This window comes from Neochlamydia sp. S13 (assembly GCF_000648235.2).
Taxonomy (GTDB): domain Bacteria; phylum Chlamydiota; class Chlamydiia; order Chlamydiales; family Parachlamydiaceae; genus Neochlamydia.
The window spans coordinates 923,914-944,162 of the sequence record NZ_AP017977.1 but is presented as its reverse complement, the minus strand read 5'-3'; the positions used below and the strand labels follow the sequence as shown (position 1 = coordinate 944,162).

Below are 20,249 nucleotides of genomic sequence, written 5' to 3'. Positions count from 1 at the left end.
ACTCTTCAAAAAAGTTTTTTTAGTGATGGCGTCCTTTAGAATAAAAGAGCTAGACCTCGGAATGATAAAAAATACTCCCCTTAAGCTTGAGTTTTGCTACAACCTTCCACTTCTTCTAAAGCTTTTAGAGTAACCTCATTTAAATCTTTTCGATACTGGAGATGATCTGCAAGCACTGTAATGTAGCGAAAAACTTTTTGTACCTGTTGCCTGGTGGTACTATCGATTTCATATTTAATACCCGTGTACTTATCAATAAATGAATCTTTCTCGATCTCAAATTCCTTATCTTGCAAAATCATGCGTATTAATAAATTTTTGGCCTTATTATTATCTTTAATAGACTCATAGGCAATCAATGCTAGCTCAATTATTTGCTGGCGTCCTGGGCTAGGACATTTATATCTACACTTTTGTAAAGCTATCAACTCTAGCAATATAGCTAGTAAATTAATTTGAATAACCGCCTCTAAATCTTGAATGCAAGCTTTGACTACTTCTTTTTTAGAATAGCTATCTTCCTGCTCAACACCGAAGATGTTTATATATCTTTCAGAAGACATAACGTACTTAATAGAGTATTTTATATATATTTCTAGGTTTTTTTCGTAAGCTGCCTCGCTTTTCTCTGTAGAGGGTAAAGGGATCTCATTAAAATTAAAAATTTGATAAATTTCATCGTTAGCATCTTCCAAGGGCTGCATTTGATAAGCAGGGCTATAGCTTGCTTTTTCAAAACTTTTAAGTTTAAAAAAAATCTCTCTTTCTTTTAGTCGAGTAGGAAGGTGCGACGTTAGCCCTTGCATGTGTTCTAGTTTAGCGATAGGATTAGCTAATAAAAGGGAAGCATATTGCTGATGCTTGCACAACTGTAAAGTAATTAATTCTAAGAGCTCTTTTTGCTCATTCTTGTCTTCCGGTATGTTAGCCAGCAGTTTTAAATGCTGCAGAGAGTTTATAAGACCCTTCTTGTCTTCCAAAAATTCTATAAATTCGAAACGATCTATATCAGCAAGCTTTTGAGGATCAAATTCGTTTTGATCAGCATCTTGGAGAATAGGCATATATTTTTTAGCCTCATTGATTAAGTCTGGCATAGCTTCTACAGCTACTGCAAAACCATAAGCTTCGGAAGGTGAAAAATCTTCACTCATTTTGAAATCTTCGCCTATAAAATCAAAAGCCACTCTTAGTGACTGCGCTATCTGTGCGCTCTTAATTTTATGAAAATGCTCATGCCTTATCCTATCATATTTGCTTAAATGATTAAGTTGAGAGATGAGTAACCAAGGACTTTGGACCATTAGAAAACTCTGGATACAAAATCCCCAAGCCTGCACGGTATGATTTTGCAACAGTTCTGAGCGGCAAAATGATAGGAAATTTAAAGAGGTGAGAAAAACAGTATAAGCCAACGCAGCTACAGTTTCAGCTACAGCTAAAAGGCTAGTTGCCACACTACAAGTAATTGATCCTAAAGCAATAAGATTTAAGCTGCGAGACTTTAGATAAAAACTCATTAACTTTTGACTGAACCGATGTGTTTTACTGCTTAAAGGAGGGAAATGAAGGTGGCTAATCGAGTAATGATCTTCTACCGTTGCTATAGTAAATATATTCATAAAAATTTTACTCCCGGATAAAAAAAGCGAAATAGCCTATTTTAAGTGGCTTATCTATTTGTATTGCCATCAAACGCCCCATTCTTTTTATGTCAGGTAGATAGAAGTTTGCAACTTAAACGTTTATAATTAAGGCAGATAGACCAATCCGATCCTAGTAGGTGCTTAGTCGCAATATAATAGAGAATAAATTAAAAAGGCAATCTTTAGTTTCAATTGAGGAGATAAATAATAAGGGTTCGGCTTATTATTAGCTCACATCATCCTCTACTTTTTTAAAGATAAATTTTACATTTATCAAATTTTGATTTAAAAATATTCAATTAACCTTTATAGTTTTTATAACCTTATTTATTCCTGGAGAATTTTATTCATGCTACCGATGATCCCCAAAGACAAAAAACCATTAGCCCTCAAATCCTGTTGCTCAGATACAGCGGCATGCTGTGCCACCTCTTCTTCCTCTGACACCCTCTTAGCTAATGATAAAATTGATAATCTAGCTCTTCAAGAAGGAACTTTTCATTTTGATTACGATGGAAATAAAATTCATTTTATTAGCCTTGGATGCCCTCGAAATTTGGTGGATAGTGAAGTGATGTTAGGTATTTTGTTGAAAGCAGGCTATGAAGTTACCCAGGAATTATCTCAAGCAAATTATTTGGTCATCAATACTTGCGGTTTTTTGGAAGCTTCTCGTAAAGAATCTATGGATACAGTTAAGCATGCTCTACAACAGCGCAAAAAAACTGCCAAGCTGGTGGTCACAGGTTGCATGGTACAAACTCATCACGAGGAAATGGAAAAGCAATTCCCTGGTATTGATTATCTTCTAGGATCGGGAGACGTACAAGGTATATTGCAAGCTGTTCAGTCTACACAAAAAGGTAAGCTGGTTTCCAATGGACGCAGTTTTTTGGAAAATGGGGAGATTCCTCGCCAATTATCCACTCCTAAGCACTACGCTTATCTTAAAATTGCGGAAGGCTGCCGAAAGCGTTGCGCTTATTGTGTCATCCCTACTATCAAAGGACCTCTTAAAAGTAAAAGCAAAGAGCAGATTTTAAAAGAATTTAATTATTTGCTTAACGAGGGTGTACATGAAATTATTCTTATTGCTCAAGATCTTGGAGATTATGGTAAGGATATGGGGTCGAGAAATCAAGCAGCCTTGATCGATTTATTACAATCCATGCTAGCCATAGATAAAAAGTTCTGGCTGCGTTTACTTTACCTTTACCCCGATGAAATCACTGATGAACTGATTGCCCTTATCAAGAGTGATGCTCGCATCTGCCCTTATTTAGACATGCCTATCCAGCACATTAATAACGAGGTGTTAAAATCTATGCACCGCGCCACTTCAAGAGAAGATGTTATTAAGACTATTACCAAGCTGCGCCATGAAATTCCTCATATCGTCATCCGTACAAGCTTAATTGTAGGCTTTCCGGGGGAAACGGCAGACCAATTTGAAGAGCTGGCTCAGTTTATCCAAGATTATCCTCTAGATAATATTGGGATTTTCAAATATTCCCGTGAGCCAGGATCTTACTCTTTTAATCTACCTAACCAGATAGAGGAAGAGGTAAAAGAGAAACGTTATCGTAAATTAATGAAAATCCAACAAAAAGTACTAAAAAAAGCTAATAGCAAGTATGTGGGAAAAAAATTGATGGTCATCGTAGAAGGGTATCATCCAGAAACCAATCTATTAATGGTCGGTCGCTTCTATGGTCAGTGTCCTGAAATTGATGGCCAAATAATTATCAATGACAGCCGTAAAGTTAAAGCATTCGGAGAATTATATTTAGTGGAGATCACGGAAGCTGCCGGTTATGATCTAATAGGAAGAGTACTATAGGTATTTAAAAGCTATTAAGCTTAATTCGCAAGGCTTGCCATTATGAATTTTAGCCAGTATCAAGCACGATAAGACACTATATTACAAGAACTCAGAGGATAAAGATTAAGTAAGCAAAGATTAGGAAAAGCTTTAAGCAATAATAGTAAGATTGATCCAGGTTTTTCCTTATTCAGTTAAGGCGGGTTTGACCTATTATTATAGGTAATCAAGCTATTAGCAAAAAAATAGCCTTGTTATCGTTAAGCTAAAGGGAAATCTTTAAGTAGCAAGAGAAGAAGAATGCCTTTAATAATTAACCTTTGCAGCCTGCAAAAACCACTTAAATTAGCTTATCTTACTCGCCTCTTTATCTTTAATTAGGTAAGAGATATATTGCTTACTTGTCAGTCCCAAATGTACGAGTTTCTCTTTAAAGACAAAGCAATGAAATAAAAAGCCCAGCTTTCTTTTTTTTATAACTAAGCAATAAAAATATAAACTAACGTTGAAAAAATATGAATCCTACTCAAGATAACATGACCACCCCTTCTCTTCCAGCTTATCAACATCACGAAGAATTTAAAAATCGTTCGCGCAAGCTTGCCGAGCTAAGAAGCCTTGGAATCGATCCCTACCCCCATCATTATGCTCCCACTCACTCCACTCAAGCTGTTATTGAACAATATCAGCATGCAAATATTGGACATAGTGACGATGCGATGGCAGCTAAGACACCTTCTGTGCGTATAGCAGGAAGACTGGTACTTTTTCGTGCAATGGGGAAAAATGCCTTTGCTCATATTCAAGACGAAACTGGGCGTCTGCAAGTCATGTTTAATCGTGACCTTACTGAATTGTCCGGCTATCATCCTGAACAAAGTGAAGATGGCGCTGAACATCTTTCTGCCTATAAACTTATTGAAAAAAAAATAGATTTAGGTGATATCCTCGGCATCGAAGGATTTCTTTTCCATACAAATAAAGGTGAATTGACTATCTTTGTCCATAAAGCCACTTTACTATGTAAAACCCTTTTACCCTTAGCTGATAAGTATGCAGGGCTTGCCGACAAAGAGCTTCGCTATCGCAAACGTTGGCTGGATTTGATCAGCAACATGGAAGTGCAAGAAACCTTTCGCATACGCAGCAAAATTTTACGTTTTATTCGTAACTATTTTGAAAATCATAAATTTATGGAAGTCGAAACTCCTATATTGCAGAGTATATATGGTGGGGCAGAAGCTCGTCCCTTTACTACCACTTTAAATGCCTTAGAGCAGGAGATGTTTTTACGCATTTCTTTAGAAATCCCTCTTAAGAAATTAATCATTGGGGGAATGGATCGTGTATTTGAAATAGGAAAAGTTTTTCGCAATGAAGGGATTGATCGCAATCACAACCCTGAATTTACTTTACTAGAAGCTTATGCGGCTTACTGGGACTACAAAGATATGATGAGTCTTGTTGAAAACCTATTTGAAAAACTAGCTATAGAATTACATGGAACTACAAAAGTCCTAGCTACTCTGCCAGATTCAAAAGAACAGATAACGATTGATTTTAAAGCCCCCTGGCCGAGAATGAAAATGAAAGAAAGCCTTTCTCATTATGCGCAGATAGATGTTGAAAAGCTTTCAGAGAATGAAATGAGGAGCATGCTACTTGAGAGTGGACATGTAGATCCAAAAAAACTTGCTAATATGTCTAAAGGTTTACTTATCGCCGCACTATTTGCTGTACATGTTGAACCTCATCTGATCCAGCCCCATCACATCATCGACCACCCTATTGAAACCACCCCCTTATGTAAATTACATCGTGAGGCTACAGAGCGGGCAAATGGTATGGTCGAGCGTTTTGAAAGTTTTGTGCTGGGGCAAGAAATTTGCAATGCCTACAGCGAACTTAATGATCCAGAGTTACAAAGAAGCTTACTTGAACAGCAGTCCCAGCGTCGTGAAGCTGGTGATGAAGAAGCTTCTCCTTTAGATGAAGAATTCATTGAAGCTATTTGCCAAGGAATGCCTCCTACAGGGGGTGTAGGCATTGGCATAGATCGTCTCGTCATGCTGATGACCCATTCTCATTCCATAAGGGATGTATTATTTTTCCCCTGGATGAAACCACAAGAATAATTCCTTTGCTTTCTAGAAGTGAGCTACTTAATAGGTTGTAGGCTCACTTCACCTAATTCATTAGAATATTAATATTTCTCTAAACATTTATTTATATTTTTGCCCACTAAACCTATGCATCCCTACTCGTAAAAAACCCTAACTCTAAGCCACCCTCCCCCTGCCTAGCACCTTTAAAGCCAGCACAACGATTGATCAAAAAAATTAGAAAATCTCCTTCTTTAAGCATCTGAGAATTTATGTTACCAAAGTAAAAAATAAACTTTGCTATAACCTTTAGAAAAACAAATATTTTCTTGACATAATAGAGAAAACTCATTTAAAAGCTTAAATTTATTTTTCAATAAAATCGTTTGGGTGTTAAAACCTCTCTTTCATGTAATAAAAATTATGCGACTTTCTTCTCCCCTTTTACATTCCGCTACCTTATCCTTACTAGCAGCTATAAACAATCAAAGAAATTTAAAGAATTCATATGCAAATTACTCCCCTCTTAGACCCTTCGCCTTGCATCTTTTATCAAAAGCCAGAAATAGAAGCAAAAAGTACTAACAGCTTCGTTTCTGATGTTCCCATTACAGAAGAGAGTAGGAGCGCTCCTCCATTATCTTCTTTTTCCTCCTCGATATTATCCATAAATAAAAGCACGCGAGAGGAAAGGCTTTTGACCCAGCGTCTGACAGCCTACTTGGGTAAGGAAAAAGACTTATTAGGAGAAACCATCGCTCACCTTTACGCTGAATCTTCTTTATACACCCCCGAAGAAAAAAACAAACTAGCTAAGCTCGTATCTTACCTTAAGCTACCTTGGTTTATGATTAAAGAAGAAGAAAGAAAGCAGCTGATAGAGCAGGGAATAAAAGATTGTTTAGATCCACGCTTACAACCTTTTCATACAACCTTAGCCTATATTGCCGACACTTTAGCTTCAAGTCTAACTCTCTCATTTAAAGAAAAATTAGAAGTTTTAAAAGATTACTATACTACTTTTCTTAACCAACTCTTAACTGCTTATTCCGTCGAGAAACGAGAAGCTTTGCTTGCTTTAAAAGCCCAGGTTTGCGGGGATTCTATTGATTTTCTTCTCCTGGATATAGACAAAGCGCGTGCTATGCTTTCTATCGATGAGTTAGGATTGCCTTGTCGCACCAATACGCATGGCAGGCATGCGGTCGCCTCATTATACGGGCTCCATTGCAAAGCCAATCCTACTGCTGCGATAGTCTCTGACTATCTAAAGCCCGCTTGGGAATACGCGGCTGCTTCTTTAACTCAAGCTTTTTCTTCAGAATCTTTAATTGCTGCCCCTACCTCTTTCCTTAAAATATCTAACCTCCTAACTTTTAATTGGCAAGCTTCTATAGATCAGGGAGCAAAAAAAGTTTTTAATCAACAGCTGCACCAAGGTAAAACTTCTCAGCAAATCTTTAAAGATACTCCTCAGCTTAAAGAAAAGCTATGTAGGGTCACATACATGGAAGCTCGTACAGTCCAGGTCGGCTATACTATCGGCCATGCTGATGAAAGTACCCGCCCTCAAGCTATGCTACTAGCCGATCTAATTAGCGTTATAGAAATGTTTGATTTATTAAGTGATGAACGCTTGCTGACTACTCAGGAGGTTATTGAAAGCTGGCCTTTTCTTTTAGAAGAAGTGCACCAGTCTTACCCTTCCGATCCTGAAAGGCTTTTCCGGGAATATAAAATTTGGATGGAACAGCTATCTGAGGAACAACGTTTAAGCGAATTTTCGTCTGAAGGAGAGTTTAGCTTAAAATCCGAAAAACAAGCCTTGGATATTTTTCGCAAAGACTTTTTAAAAAAGAAAGAAGAAAGCAACTTCTGGCAACTTTTAGCCATATTAAAGTTACATCCTAAGTTAGCCTCAAATGCCTCGTTAGGCTCTTTAAGTGATTTGCCTGCAGCTTTACGTTGGACGGCTAAGCTATTTCCAAAAAAGCCTATAGAAGAGCTTTTTCGCCTTATACCTCCTTTATTGAAGAAAATTGATAAAGAATCATTTAGTAGTTTAGTGGTTGCCAGCCTCCTCATTTTACCTAACGATGGCAAAGCCGATAACTATATCGTAGAGCTTACTTGGAAAGATCAAGAGCTAGAAAGCTTAAAGCTGGCTTGCATTGATAATGACCGGGCTTTTGAGCCTGCTATTATTCCTTCAGGAAAAGGGCATAGCATCCATTTAAAATGCCTACCTTTATTGTTCAAAGGGTGCATGAGCCAATCTATAGCCCCTTCAGTCAAGAAATTCGTGGTCAATTTAAACTCTGTCGATTTCTTGCTGCAGTGGATTAAACAACTAGATAAAAGAAACCATCAGTACCAAAAACTCATTTACCAAGGGCAGCTAACTAGAGAAGACATTTTTGATGAAGCAACCGATAAAAAACTAGATCTCCCACTTTTATTGCCTAAAGGGCTATTAACGACATTCTTTACAAAATTGCAACTACTCCAAAACATATTTAAACAAGATAATGTGACTCACTATGACCTTTTTAAAGCTTTAGAGCCCACTACTTTTGCCTGCTATCAAGTCCTGATGCGAATGTATGCTAATCCTTTAGATGCTCTATTAGCTCTGCATCACCTTCACACAAGCGTTGAGGATCTCTTAGAGCCAACTGCTTTATCTATAGTGGCTGCTTTGCCATGTTTAGTGCCTTTAGAAGAGGAAGTGAGCGACTTTCTAATCACGCTTAACTGGTCAGCTTCTATACCTACCTTACTTAAATCCCTGAAAATAGTTGCAGGCCTTTCCTTCTACCCGTCTCTTCCTCTTTCTTTGATACAAAAGCAAAATCTCTTACTGATAGCTATTCAATTAGGTAAACCTTCCTTAGTTAAGTTAGCGCTACAGTTAGGGGCCAAAGTTAACCAAGTGGATGAAGCTGGACAAACAGCCTTGCACAAGCTGATGCGTACCTATGATTTACCTAACTTAGAAGATGAGCAGGTATTCTCTATTGTCGAGCTTTTGCTAGCGCAAGAAGATATTGACCCGAATGTTGTTGACGATCAGCATTCCCTTCCTCTTTTCTCTCTCATTAATCGTGCTGCCCTTGCACCTAAGCGTTTTTCCTTTATATTAGCTAAGCTGGTCAATAAGGGAGTGGATTTGGATTACCCCGATTACCTTCATCAAGGAAGAACCCCTTTAGAAAAAGCCATGGCTCAAGATAACTTATTTGTATTCATAGAGCTTGCTAAAAAGGGGGCGGGCACTAAAACGCATCCAGCTAAAATTTTAGAGTTTGCGACAAAGCATGCACAAAACTCTGAGATAGGAGAGGCTTTACATCTTTTAGAAACTCAATTACCCGCCTTTGCTTACTTACGATCTCTTGCTCTTTTTACTTTACCGGCTACTGGGCATGGGTTTGAATGGGAAGGAGTGGACTCTGGTCCAGCTGCATTACATCCTCTTGTCATACAACAGCTTCCGTTAAATGCGGGGTTAGAGTTTATTAAGCTTTCCGGCACTCCTGGGCGCAGCGCCATCGTAGCAGTAAGTTATCTCCATCGTAAGCTTCATTTTAAACCTAATCCGGAGATGGCAGGCAGGGAATATGCGGTAGGAAGCTTGCATCGCTTAATCATTGGGCATGGAACGCCGGAGACAGAGCTATTTAAATGCTACAATGCCCGTCATAACCCTTACCCTTTATTAATTTCAGAAACAAGCGAAGGACAAAATTTAGACGAGGCCTTAAAAGCTGGCAACACTTTGACTGATTTGGATTTACATCGATTGCATAATATGATGCTCCTCGCCATGCTCGTCAATCCAGAAGATGGCAAACCCGATAACTACATCTTACAATCTTTTATCAATCATCAAGGGGAGGAAAAAAAGCAGCTAGTGTGTGTAGACAACGATCATGCCTTTATTCCTTCTTTTTCAAAACAAGGAAAACTGCAGGTCAAATGCATTCTATTCTGCTTAAACCAGATGCATGAGTCTCTTCATCCTAAAACAATCAAACGTTTTTTACAGATTAAGCCCTTGGAACTTCTACAAACGTGGCTAAGAAATTTAGATAAACAGCAGCAACGTTATGCCAAGCTCTTTACCGAAGAAGACCGCGACTTTGTTTATATTTACCATAAGCAAAATCCGGTAGTTTCTATCCTTTTACCGCCTAGAACAGTAGCTAAAATCTATCAAAAGCTCGCCTGCCTCCAACGCGCTTTAGAAAACAATGCCAGTTTAACCCCTCTAGAGCTTTTAATCCGCTTAGATCCTCCTCTAGGAAGATGCTATACCGATCTTCTGCAATATGCTACCCTTTCCCCCTATGAGCGCTTTTTAAAAGGGCCAGGGCAATATTACGAAAGAAGTCCTAATGGCCTAGTGACTAGCAGTACAAGTCACTCCCTTTTAAAGTCAAGCAATATGCCTACTAAAGACTTAGCCAAGCATGAAGGGCGTTACCTCCCTCAAGAAGCATTAAAAGAGCTACAAACTTTGAAAGAGCAAAGCAATCCTAAGTACCTTCAAACGGTTGCTGCTGCCATAAAGACAGGAAATATTAAAACTTTTCATGAACTTTTGACTAACGACTTACGCGAAGCTGTCCTAGATTTTATAGATATCTCTCAGCACAAGCAGCAGCTTGCTTTGCTTAAAGCTATGACCTCTTCCTCATTCGAAACTTTATCTTTACAATACTGCCAAGCATTAAATGATGCTCTTTTAAGAAACCTGCTAGAAGCTTCGGCTGCCCTTACTAAGCTAGATGCCAGCCATTGTGAAGCTTTAAAGTCCTTTTCTTTCTCCGAATTGCCGTGTTTGACCTATCTTAACCTCTCTAGCTGCACCCGTCTTTCTAAGCTTATTTTAAAAGCTCCTAACCTGCGCTTTCTTGCTTTAAAAGGCAATCAAGCCCTAACTTTTATAGAGCTAGAAGCTCCCCTTTTAGAAGAACTGGAGCTAGAGGGTTGCACACGCCTTTCTTTCCTCCAGATTAAAGCCTTGGCTAAAAAATGCCTTTATCTTAAGAGTTTAACCTTAAGAGGGTGTGATCTACCTTTATTGCCATCTTCTGAGCTTATTAATCAGCGGCCTTTGCTTATTCGTTATAATTTAGAAAGTTTTTCGGGGGAAGAGATGAGGCACCTTCAAGGCCTGTTCGATAATTCTCTAACCTCGCTAAAGCATAGAGGAGCCATACCCCCGCTAGTATTTAGAGCATTAATGGATGGGCTTAAAGTAAATACTTCGCTCACTAAGCTAAACCTGCATAATAATCAACTTGGCGATCCAGGGGCTAGCACTTTAGCTGATGCCTTAAAAATTCATCCTTCACTCAGTGTGCTTAAACTTAACGGAAATAAAATAAGCAATCAAGGTGCTACCGGTTTAGCTAAACTCCTAGCAGCCAATCCTTCACTCAATAAGCTAGTCCTTAACCACAATCAGATAGGCAATCCTGGCACTACTGCTTTAGCTAATGCCTTAAAAACTCATTCCTCGCTCACTTGTCTCATACTTGGGAATAATTTCATAGGCAATACAGGCACTATCTCTTTAGCTAAAGCTCTTGAGGCAAATACCTCGCTAACGAGACTAGACCTCCAAGCCAATCAGATAGGCTCTGAAGGCGCTACAGCTTTAGCTAAAGTGCTCAAAATAAATACCTCTTTAAAAGAGCTAGATTTTCATATTAATCAAATAGGCGATCTTGGCACCTATCATTTAGCTAACGCCTTAGCAATTAACAGCTCCCTTACAAAGCTAGATTTACAAAGTAATCAGATCAGCGATAAAGGTGTGAATGCTTTAGCTAAAGCCTTAGAAATCAATTCGTCGCTCAGGGTCCTCAAACTTAGCGGAAATGAGATAAGTAACCAAGGAGCTAGCAGTTTAGCTAAAGCTCTCGAAATTAATTTCTCAGTCGTTCATCTCGAACTTTGGTGCAATCAGATAAACGATGAAGAAATTTTACTATCTATCGATAAATTGTTAGAAAGAAATCAAAAACAACAAAAACAGGTAGAAGAACAAAAATTTCCAACAGCTACTTTAACCAAAAAAATAGGGTCTTACCCTAGTAAGAAAGAGTCAGAACATGAGCTAATTTACCTAGACCAGACTACTCATAACTTCTCTATAGAAAAGTCTTTTTTAAGTGAAAGGATGGTGTTAGATTCTCTTTCCGCTGAGCCTATTCGACTGCTTGCTTTGCAACTCTGGACCGTACTTAACACCTATTTTTCATCGCCTGACTTTCAGCAAGCAAATGAAAAAATCAAACGCACGACGGCTCGCTTTCAGATTCAGTTACTGGATCTTCAATATTGTGATTATTCTCTATTTAACCCTACACAGCTTCAGCAAGCCTATAATTATTTAAATACTATATCCTCTTACCTGGCTGATAAAGGAATTACTTCAAAGACACACTTTTTTAAAGATAATAAGGAGTGAAAATGAAAGAATTTTCTAAACAGTGATAAGTTAAGTAAGAACGATTTCTTTAACTTAACTAAGTTGGTTAATACCTTAGGAGCGCTTATACAGTAGGCATTGTTGCGTAAATAAAAGTAAGTGCCAGCTGAAAGATCGCTATTATAGAGCTCGAGAAGTATAAAGTTTAGTCTGCTAACAGAGGGGCTTTAGGCAGGCTATAAAAAGACTTACTTAGCACATACACAATTGATCCGTTTATAACAAAGCTTTAGTGCAATGAGCAAACCTTATAGGTTTAGAGATGAGACCCTTGAAAGATGAGAAAAATGAGACGGCCAATTATTAGGATTAATCCCACTATTCTACTTGTTATAAGTACCTAAATATAGGCTTCAAAGGATTATTCATCTAACAACCGTAAAGCAAGCTGCTCTCCATTTTGGGTAAGATAAATTTCTTCATCAGAAATTTTTTTTATAAAGTTTGCTTGTATAAGCAATTTGCAAATAGCTTTAACTCCTTTATGCGTAATTCCTGCTTTTTCACCCACTTGATAGAAATTTAAAGGGGCTTCTTTATCATTTAAAGCTTCAAGAGCTTGATAGGCGCATATAATAAATCTTTCATCGGCTGTATGAGCTTTATGGGACATGTATTCCTTATATATTTTCAATTTTTTTTAAACGGGCACCCTCTGGGGTATCGTCAATAAGATAACCTTTGCTTACAATAAAATCCCTTAAAGCATCTGCTTGTGCCCAGTCTTTATTTTCTCGAGCTTTTGTACGATTAAGCAGGGCCTGCTGTAACTCATCCGGAATATCTTCATTAACTTTTTCGAAGTTAAGCACCCCTAAAACAGAGTCAAATTCGCGCATAGCCTGTAAGACCTCCTGAGCTTCGGTAACGCTCATATTTTGGGTATCGCTAATGGCATTTACTTCTCTAACCAATTCGAAAACAGCAGCTAAAGCTACAGAGATATTTAAGTCATCGGTTAAAGCATGGCTAAATGCATGGTAGGCTTTCTGCACAAGAGGTCCAACTAAACCCTTTTCGTTACCTTTATTATAAGTTAGAAGCCTTTGAATAAAATCATTAAGTCTTTGCAAAGCAGCTTTAACACTTTCTAAACCAGAAAAAGTAAAATTAAGTTGAGTCTTATAATGCGTTTGCAGGAGCATGTAACGCACTTGTGGTCCTGTGAAGCCTTTTTCTAAAAGATCTCGTAAGGTATAAAAATTCCCTAGGCTTTTTGACATCTTTTTATTCTCTACCACTAAATGTTCTGCATGCATCCAGTATTTAACAAATATTTTATCGCTATAAGCTTCGGATTGAGCTATTTCATTTTCATGATGAGGAAATATATTGTCTACCCCTCCACAGTGAATATCGATACTTTCTCCTAAAATTTTTATTGCCATAGCAGAACACTCTAGATGCCAACCTGGACGTCCAGGCCCAAAAGGACTTTCCCAAAAAATTTTTCCATCTCGCTCGGGATTATAATGCTTCCAGAGAACAAAATCTGAGGCGCTTTCCTTGTCATATTCATCTGCTGTGAGGCGCTCCGAGGCTCCTGATTGCAATTCCTCTAATTTGAGATGGGATAAACATCCATAGCGAGGAAACTTGCCGATAGCATAATAAATACTTCCATCGCCTCCTCTATAAGCAACTCCTTTATGTAATAAAGTTTGTATCATTTGGATCATGTCTTCCAAATAATCGGTAGCCGCAGGATAGTGTTCAGCAGGTTCAATATTAAGGCTTTTTAAATCTTCAAAAAATGCTTGAATATAAGGCTTTGTGTACTCTTGTAAGGTTATATTGTGAGCAATAGCACCTTTGATAGTTTTATCGTCTACATCTGTAAGATTCATGACTTGCATCACTTTATAGCCGAAAAATTTTAAAGTACGTCTTAACACGTCCTCAAAAATATAGGTTCTAAAATTGCCAATATGAGCAAAATTATAAACTGTCGGGCCGCATGTATACATACGGACCATTCGATCGTCAAAAGGTTTAAATATTTCTTTAGTTCGTTTTTCAGTATTAAAGAATTTGAGTGAATTTTTGCTTTTCTCGGCTTGCTCTATCATTATTTGCTATACTCATTTAAGTATCTATTTTTCAAAATCTTGTTTCTAATCATTTTTGCAAGTTTTATCCTAACAAACTATTAACATCCTTATGCTTTATTCAAATATTGGTTCTCTAACAGCCGATAATTGACCTTACCTGTACCCATGATAGGAATAGAATCAAGCTTATAGACCGCATTTACCTTGACTAAATTGCTAAATCCTCCTTCTTTTAAAATCTTGTTCACTTCATCGACTGTAGCCTCAAAACGGGTAAATAGATAAAGCTTGGTTTTTTCTCCATCCACTTCGTTGGCGCACATGGCTAGTAAGGGTCCCTCGTTTTCTACGGCATCCCAGCCCTTTTCCTCTTTCACATGTAAAAGCACGTTTTCAACTGAAGCTAAACTTATCATTTCGCCTCCTATCTTCACAAAACGCTTCATACGCCCAGAAATCGTTAAAGCATTGTTAGCGTCTAGAAACCCTAAATCCCCAGTCTTATACCACTCTTTACCATCTACCATTACAAAAGGATTAGACACCCCTGGATTGAGATACCCAGAAAAAACATTTGGCCCTCGTGCTAGAATTAATCCTTGGGTATCGGGAGGAAGAATTTCGAGAGTTTCAGGATGAACAATCATTAGCTCTACATTACTTAGGGGCTGGCCTACGCCTTTATGGGGTTGGTTAGGCCTATTAATAGTTAGTACGGGGGAACATTCCGTAATTCCATAGCCTTCAAGAAGATGATTTTTTTTCCCTATTTTTTCTATTTGCTGAAATAAGTCAAGAGGAGCTTTCTCTGCCCCCGTTACGCATAAACGCATTTTCTTCAAGTTTTCCGCTTTAGCCACTTTTAGCATGCCTTTTATAAAAGTAGGCGCCCCACAAATAAGGGTAGCTCCCCATCTTTCAAAAGCAGAGGCAAGCCCCTTTCCATCGGTCGGATTGGGATAAAAGGTGGTTCTAAAGCCCGAAAGAACTCCTAATAAACTACTCACAGTAAATCCAAAGGAATGAAAAGGAGGGAGCATGGCGAGAAATACATCATCACTAAAAATTTCTACATCATTTAGAGAAGCTCTTAAATTAGAAAGAATATTGGCATGCTTTAAAGGAACCCCTTTAGGCATGCTTTCCGTACCACTCGTAAATAGAAGAACGGCTACATTTTCGGGATTATTACTAAAACCTAGCTTTTTAAATATCTTATTATTGCTTTGTTTTGAACGCCATAAGGCCTTGAGCTTTTGCTTAATTCCTAAATGCGGGCGTACGTCTTCAAGCATTAAAAGTTTTTCTTCAATACCCTTCAACTCTACATTCTCTAAACGATCTAGAAAAGTCCATGAAGTTAGGACCACCTCAATCTTAGAAAGAGAAACTACGGATTCCAAATGACGAGAACCTACTGTCCAATTAATCATTAAAGGAACTTTCCCGGCTAGCTGTACAGCCAGTATAAGGATAGCAGTACCTGCAGAGGAGGGAAGAAGGATTCCAATATATTCGCCTGGTAGTTTTCGGATGTATTCAGCAAGGAGGATAGCACGTAACTTCATTTGAGAATATGTTAGAATGCCTGTACGGTCGTCGCTGCAAGCGGGTTGCTTACCCCTTTTTGAACATACATTAAAAAAAGCTTCAGGGATAGTATGACCTGGTGCAATGTAACAACGTGTACGAAATCCATTTACCTCCCATTTAGCAGAGGCTTTTGCATGGGTCTCTGTTATAAGCCGAGTAGTGATTTTTTTTGCGGCATATCCCATGAGTTTATTGACAGTGGTTAAATCCGTAACAGTTACTCCTTTAACGTCAAACTTTTCATCTAGATAAACCACCAACTCAGCCATATCCAACGAATCCAATCCTAAATCTGAAGACAAGATCATGGAAGATTTTATCTCTTTTCCCTCTATATCAGCCACTTCTGATAACTTATTAATGATTAGCTCCTGCACTTCATTAGGAATAGTGTCTAAAGGGATAACGGCTTCAGCAGGAGCTTTTAGATCCTCAATTTTAGGAATTTTATTGTTCCATATACTATAAGGAACAAGCACTAGTGTATCACCAGGAGCTTTATTATTTTCTTTAGAAAGGCCATCCGGCTGATTATACCAAGATTCTAAATATTTATTTATTTCGATACGTGTACCTTTATAAGGGAAATCTTCAGGTGCCACCTCAAAAGAAATGATTATCTCTCGTCGAGGTGTAAATAAAATTAAATTTTTGAGGACATGCTTGATTCCCTTTATAATTGTAGGAAACATAAGAGGAGATGAACCGGGTGTAAAAGCTCTTGAAAAGCTACTACCCCATAATCCTTTTGTTCTAACCAGTACGACATTTAGAGTAGGAGCTCCTTGTATGATTTTATGAGCCCCTGAAGCCCCTCCAATGATCTCGAGATTAGTGTCCTTGGTCTTACCCGCCGGGTAAACAAGAAAATTTTGCTTGTTATTAAGGCCGTCTATCACAGCCTGAAAAACCTCTTCATTTTTCTTGCGCTTTAAGCTGTTAGTGGTAGTATGAAAATTGGGCACTGGCAAAGCGTCTATAAGACGAGCAAACCTATTAATCGCCGGATGATAATACATATAGTCTGTAATCATGGGGCGAATAGGAAATTTTTTTATTACAGCCATAGAAACAGCTATTGGATCAACAAAAATGGCAGGATGGCTGGGAAGAAATAAAACCCCTCCTGGCCTTTTTAGAGTTTGGGAATTGATGTTTTCGAGCCCTTCTATTTTGATGCGATATCTAAACCATAGCATGCACTTCAATAAATAATAGGTAATAATAAACAAAAATTTTTTCATCATGTGGAAATTCCTTATAAGCTTTTATAGCCGAGCATTTTCATTTAATGGATTAAAATTTACAAGAAGAATTCTAGCTCCTTCCACGCTCTACTAATAGACCAGCCTTCTCTCCTAGCTTAATTCTTCGTTATTGATTAAACCGCACTAATTTCTATAAAGGAAAAGCCCATACATGCTCAGATTAAGAGATAGACTTCTTTTTTTCCCAATAGGCATGAGGAAAAGTTCATAAATAAAAAGTAAACAGGCTATCTAAAAAAATTAGTAACAGTAAATTTCATCCCTCGCATGCTAATTTGCATAAAAATTAATCAACCATTGAGAAGCATTCTGATTTACCACTTTTATCCTAAGGGCATCATCAATATATAAAAATGGTTAAGTTAAAAAATTTATTCCCTCTATCCTACCTATTTCCTACATTTTTTTCTTGCAAAAGAGAAAAAGTATAAATAAACTGCACTCTTATCTTTGTGAAGGAGAAATTACTGATGCAGCTAGCCATACCCTCTAGTTTTACACTTACAGACTCCTGGCCCTGCAGGCTTTTGATAAGCTTAGCAGGCTCTTTTTTAATAGCGCTAGGTGCTAAGGTTAGTCTTACCCTCCCCTTTTCCCCCGTTCCATTTACCTGTCAAACTTTAGCCGTTCTTTTTCTAGGCATAACTTTAGGCTCTAGGCAAGCTGCTGCTGCCACTCTTCTTTACTTACTAGAAGGCACATGCGGATTACCAGTTTTTAGTCCCTTAATTGCTCAACCTCTTATTTTGATAGGCCCTAAAGCGGGCTATCTTTTGGCCATGCCTTTACAAGCTTATCTAGCAGGCAAAGCCTCTTCACAAAAATCTATGCAAGATAATTTAGTAATTCTTACTCTTGCATGTTTACTTGTTTTAGCCCTAGGGGCTAGTATTTTAGCAATTTTTGTAGGGGGAAAAAATGCAATTTACATGGGATTATATCCTTTTTTATTTAGTGAGGTTTTAAAAATATTTATAGCGATGGGTTATCTAAATTCTCGTAAAATTCAAAGATGAAATTTTTATCTCTTGGTAAAGTTATGGGAGAAGTCCTTAGAAAAAGAATTTTATTTAGTGTGTACAAAACATCTCTTTTTTAAAGAAATGAATCCAGCTTTGTTAAAAGCTATCCTATACCAAAGCCTTTTGTGTCTTACTCCCCAGCCATGATAAAATAAAAAAGCTTTCAACTAATTAAACTTCCGTTCTTATCCAATCCTTGCTTAAAAGTCTTAATATATACCATTCCAAGGTAAAAACTGGGTTTTCTTCCTTAGAAAATTTATACAAACTACTCACCATCCTGGAGCTAGAGAGGTATAAAATTTTAGTAATATTACTTATCTTTAAAATAGCTCGGAGGCTTTGTGAATATCCCCTAAGCTCAGCGAGGTTTAAAAACACCTTATGGCTAAGCCTTCTTTACTTTTTTTTCTTAAAAGCATTTATTCTCTTAAATCTTCATGAGCATCTGTCAAACAAATCATATCGCTATATTCGTTTAAAAATTGCGAGAACAAGGGCGACGTCAATGCTTCTAAATCCACCTGTTTTTCCTTTTGATAGGTTACTTTCAAACCATGCGAGCCATACACAGCTCCTTCGATCCACTCACCGATAGCAGCGCTTCCCCTCTCAAAAGGCATAGCATGGGCCAAATAATATCTTAGTAAAGCCATCGTGTTTTTTAATTCATTAAGATTTTCTTGAGGCACTAATACAGCCTTGGCAAAAATAGAAGCGATCTCCTGAAGGGTTTCATTGATAAGCAAATTATCCTGATGGATTAAAATCACCGTGGAGCATTTCAACATACGTTCGACAGGACGATTTTCTGCATCACGATAAAGCCAAGTAAAATATTGGGTACTAGCAAATAACTTTTTGTTTACTTGCAAACGAGCTGTACCTAGTAGAAAGAAGGATTTGAAGTTTTTTGTATGGCCTTCATAATATTGTTGTCCATCTTGGGAAACAAGTTTAGGAGAAGGAAATTGTTTGTTCATCATAGAAAAAAATGAAACCATCTTGGTACGAATATATAACTCGATATTACTTTCTTTCAATTTTTTCATTGCTTGTCTACGTTCTCGAATTTCGTTTATAGATAGATCTTCTTCATTTATTTGCAATAAACTAATTTGGGACTCGTTAAAATAATGCTTAAACTCTTCCAAGCTTGTTGCCCGATTCCATTTCAAAGCAGTGTAATCTTCACTTTCTAATAGTTTAATTTCTAAAGAAAAATTATGATTTAAACATGTCTCGGCTAACTTCTTGTTTCTTTGAGATGATTTAGTTTCAAGAGCCATATCTTGCAAATGATTTGCTAATAATCCCAAAATTTTAGCATTATAATCTTGATAGACCCCATCTAAGATTGTATGGTACCAATCATTTAATCCGTCAATATCCCTTCGCAGCCCGAATTTAGCGGCTTCCAAAGTCTCATGGGCCTCTGCTATTTTACGCCGTTGAGTGCCAAACTGTTCTAACAAATTGAAGAAAAGAGCAGTTAAGGAATTATTATCTTGAGGAGAAATTTTAATTTTTCTTATTCCTTCGCGGATTATCTCTTTGCTTTTAAGCTGATAATCTTCTTGATAGCCGCCATATCTCATAGGCTCTCGGTCTACGATGTAGTTTGGAAATATATTATTCATTAACCCTCCTAGCTAAAAAAACAATAAAGTAATTAATAGCTATTTAATTTTAAAAGAACATTACTATATTCCTTAAAACTTTAAATGTAAAGAATTGAAACCTATCGATTAGACAGGAGCCTTCAATAAAGATCTGATAAGCAAATGGATCTTAAAAAGAAACGCTTGAAAGAGATCGATATGCTAGCCTAAAAAAGCGGGGTATAATAATTAGAGTTAACAAAGTGTACAGCAAAAAGCTTAAGGTCACGAGCGATTGGTATTAACAGGGTAAGAGATAGTTTGTCTTTCTTAAAAGAAATAGAATAATAGGATCTGAAGGACGATTCGAAGCAATCTGTCAGAGAGCTTAGGAATGAGCAACTGATATGAAAAGAGGATGTTTCTTTTCTTGGCCGAATACAAAGAGAAAAAGATTAACTAGGATTACCTATAATAAAGAGGATGTAGATAACCTACCACTGGCTACTTAAATGTAAATTTTATTATGAATAGCTCTCTTATGCATGCCTAGGATTTGAAGAGGCCAAATTATCTGCCAGCATACTTTAGCTCGCAACAAATTAAGATTAATTTATAAGTAAAAAAAAATGTGTCTTAGGC

At 37.5% G+C, this 20,249-nt stretch carries 9 protein-coding genes; 4 read left to right on the top strand and 5 right to left on the bottom strand.

The window, feature by feature from the left end; all coding sequences use genetic code 11:
• Positions 1 to 80 precede the first annotated feature (80 nt).
• A complete protein-coding gene (locus tag TY21_RS03600; protein ID WP_130589521.1) occupies positions 81 to 1,622 on the bottom strand; it encodes a hypothetical protein in 1,542 nt (513 codons plus the stop codon).
• A gap of 373 nt (positions 1,623 to 1,995) precedes the next feature.
• On the opposite strand from TY21_RS03600, the gene rimO reads away from it, so the two are divergent.
• From rimO to TY21_RS03585, 3 genes are all read left to right on the top strand, one after another.
• Positions 1,996 to 3,486: a 30S ribosomal protein S12 methylthiotransferase RimO gene (gene rimO, locus TY21_RS03595; RefSeq protein WP_232044402.1), complete on the top strand. Its 1,491-nt coding sequence runs from the start codon at positions 1,996 to 1,998 to the stop codon at positions 3,484 to 3,486.
• A 518-nt stretch (positions 3,487 to 4,004) separates the two neighbouring features.
• On the top strand, positions 4,005 to 5,603 hold the full coding sequence (gene lysS / locus TY21_RS03590) for a lysine--tRNA ligase (protein WP_042240976.1): 1,599 nt from the start codon (positions 4,005 to 4,007) through the stop codon (positions 5,601 to 5,603).
• A 475-nt stretch (positions 5,604 to 6,078) separates the two neighbouring features.
• Positions 6,079 to 12,051, top strand: a complete 5,973-nt coding sequence (locus TY21_RS03585) for a hypothetical protein (RefSeq protein ID WP_052354518.1) — start codon at positions 6,079 to 6,081, stop codon at positions 12,049 to 12,051.
• A 382-nt stretch (positions 12,052 to 12,433) separates the two neighbouring features.
• On the opposite strand, the gene TY21_RS03580 is transcribed toward TY21_RS03585, so the two are convergent.
• The 3 genes from TY21_RS03580 to TY21_RS03570 form a co-directional block, all read right to left on the bottom strand.
• Positions 12,434 to 12,685 (bottom strand): MarR family transcriptional regulator, encoded by a 252-nt coding sequence (locus TY21_RS03580; RefSeq protein ID WP_042240937.1) that lies wholly within the window; start codon positions 12,683 to 12,685, stop codon positions 12,434 to 12,436.
• A 7-nt stretch (positions 12,686 to 12,692) separates the two neighbouring features.
• Positions 12,693 to 14,138, bottom strand: coding sequence for a cysteine--tRNA ligase (cysS, locus tag TY21_RS03575; protein ID WP_042240983.1), 1,446 nt, complete (start codon positions 14,136 to 14,138; stop codon positions 12,693 to 12,695).
• A gap of 92 nt (positions 14,139 to 14,230) precedes the next feature.
• A complete protein-coding gene (locus TY21_RS03570; protein ID WP_232044400.1) occupies positions 14,231 to 16,963 on the bottom strand; it encodes an AMP-binding protein in 2,733 nt (910 codons plus the stop codon).
• A 491-nt stretch (positions 16,964 to 17,454) separates the two neighbouring features.
• On the opposite strand from TY21_RS03570, the gene TY21_RS03565 reads away from it, so the two are divergent.
• The gene (locus TY21_RS03565; protein WP_042240939.1) at positions 17,455 to 18,000 is read left to right on the top strand and encodes a biotin transporter BioY; all 546 of its coding nucleotides are present in this window, start codon (positions 17,455 to 17,457) and stop codon (positions 17,998 to 18,000) included.
• Between the two features lie 428 nt (positions 18,001 to 18,428).
• On the opposite strand, the gene TY21_RS03560 is transcribed toward TY21_RS03565, so the two are convergent.
• The gene (locus TY21_RS03560) at positions 18,429 to 19,646 is read right to left on the bottom strand and encodes a hypothetical protein (protein WP_042240942.1); all 1,218 of its coding nucleotides are present in this window, start codon (positions 19,644 to 19,646) and stop codon (positions 18,429 to 18,431) included.
• Positions 19,647 to 20,249 lie beyond the last annotated feature (603 nt).

Excerpts from the sequence above, each read along its gene's own strand:
- rimO (WP_232044402.1), top strand. The coding sequence starts at position 1,996 with ATGCTACCGATGATCCCCAAAGACAAAAAACCATTAGCCCTCAAATCC.
- TY21_RS03560 (WP_042240942.1), bottom strand. The coding sequence starts at position 19,646 with ATGAATAATATATTTCCAAACTACATCGTAGACCGAGAGCCTATGAGA.
- TY21_RS03570 (WP_232044400.1), bottom strand. The coding sequence starts at position 16,963 with ATGATGAAAAAATTTTTGTTTATTATTACCTATTATTTATTGAAGTGC.
- TY21_RS03585 (WP_052354518.1), top strand. The coding sequence starts at position 6,079 with ATGCAAATTACTCCCCTCTTAGACCCTTCGCCTTGCATCTTTTATCAA.
- lysS (WP_042240976.1), top strand. The coding sequence starts at position 4,005 with ATGACCACCCCTTCTCTTCCAGCTTATCAACATCACGAAGAATTTAAA.
- TY21_RS03580 (WP_042240937.1), bottom strand. The coding sequence starts at position 12,685 with ATGTCCCATAAAGCTCATACAGCCGATGAAAGATTTATTATATGCGCC.
- TY21_RS03565 (WP_042240939.1), top strand. The coding sequence starts at position 17,455 with ATGCAGCTAGCCATACCCTCTAGTTTTACACTTACAGACTCCTGGCCC.
- TY21_RS03600 (WP_130589521.1), bottom strand. The coding sequence starts at position 1,622 with ATGAATATATTTACTATAGCAACGGTAGAAGATCATTACTCGATTAGC.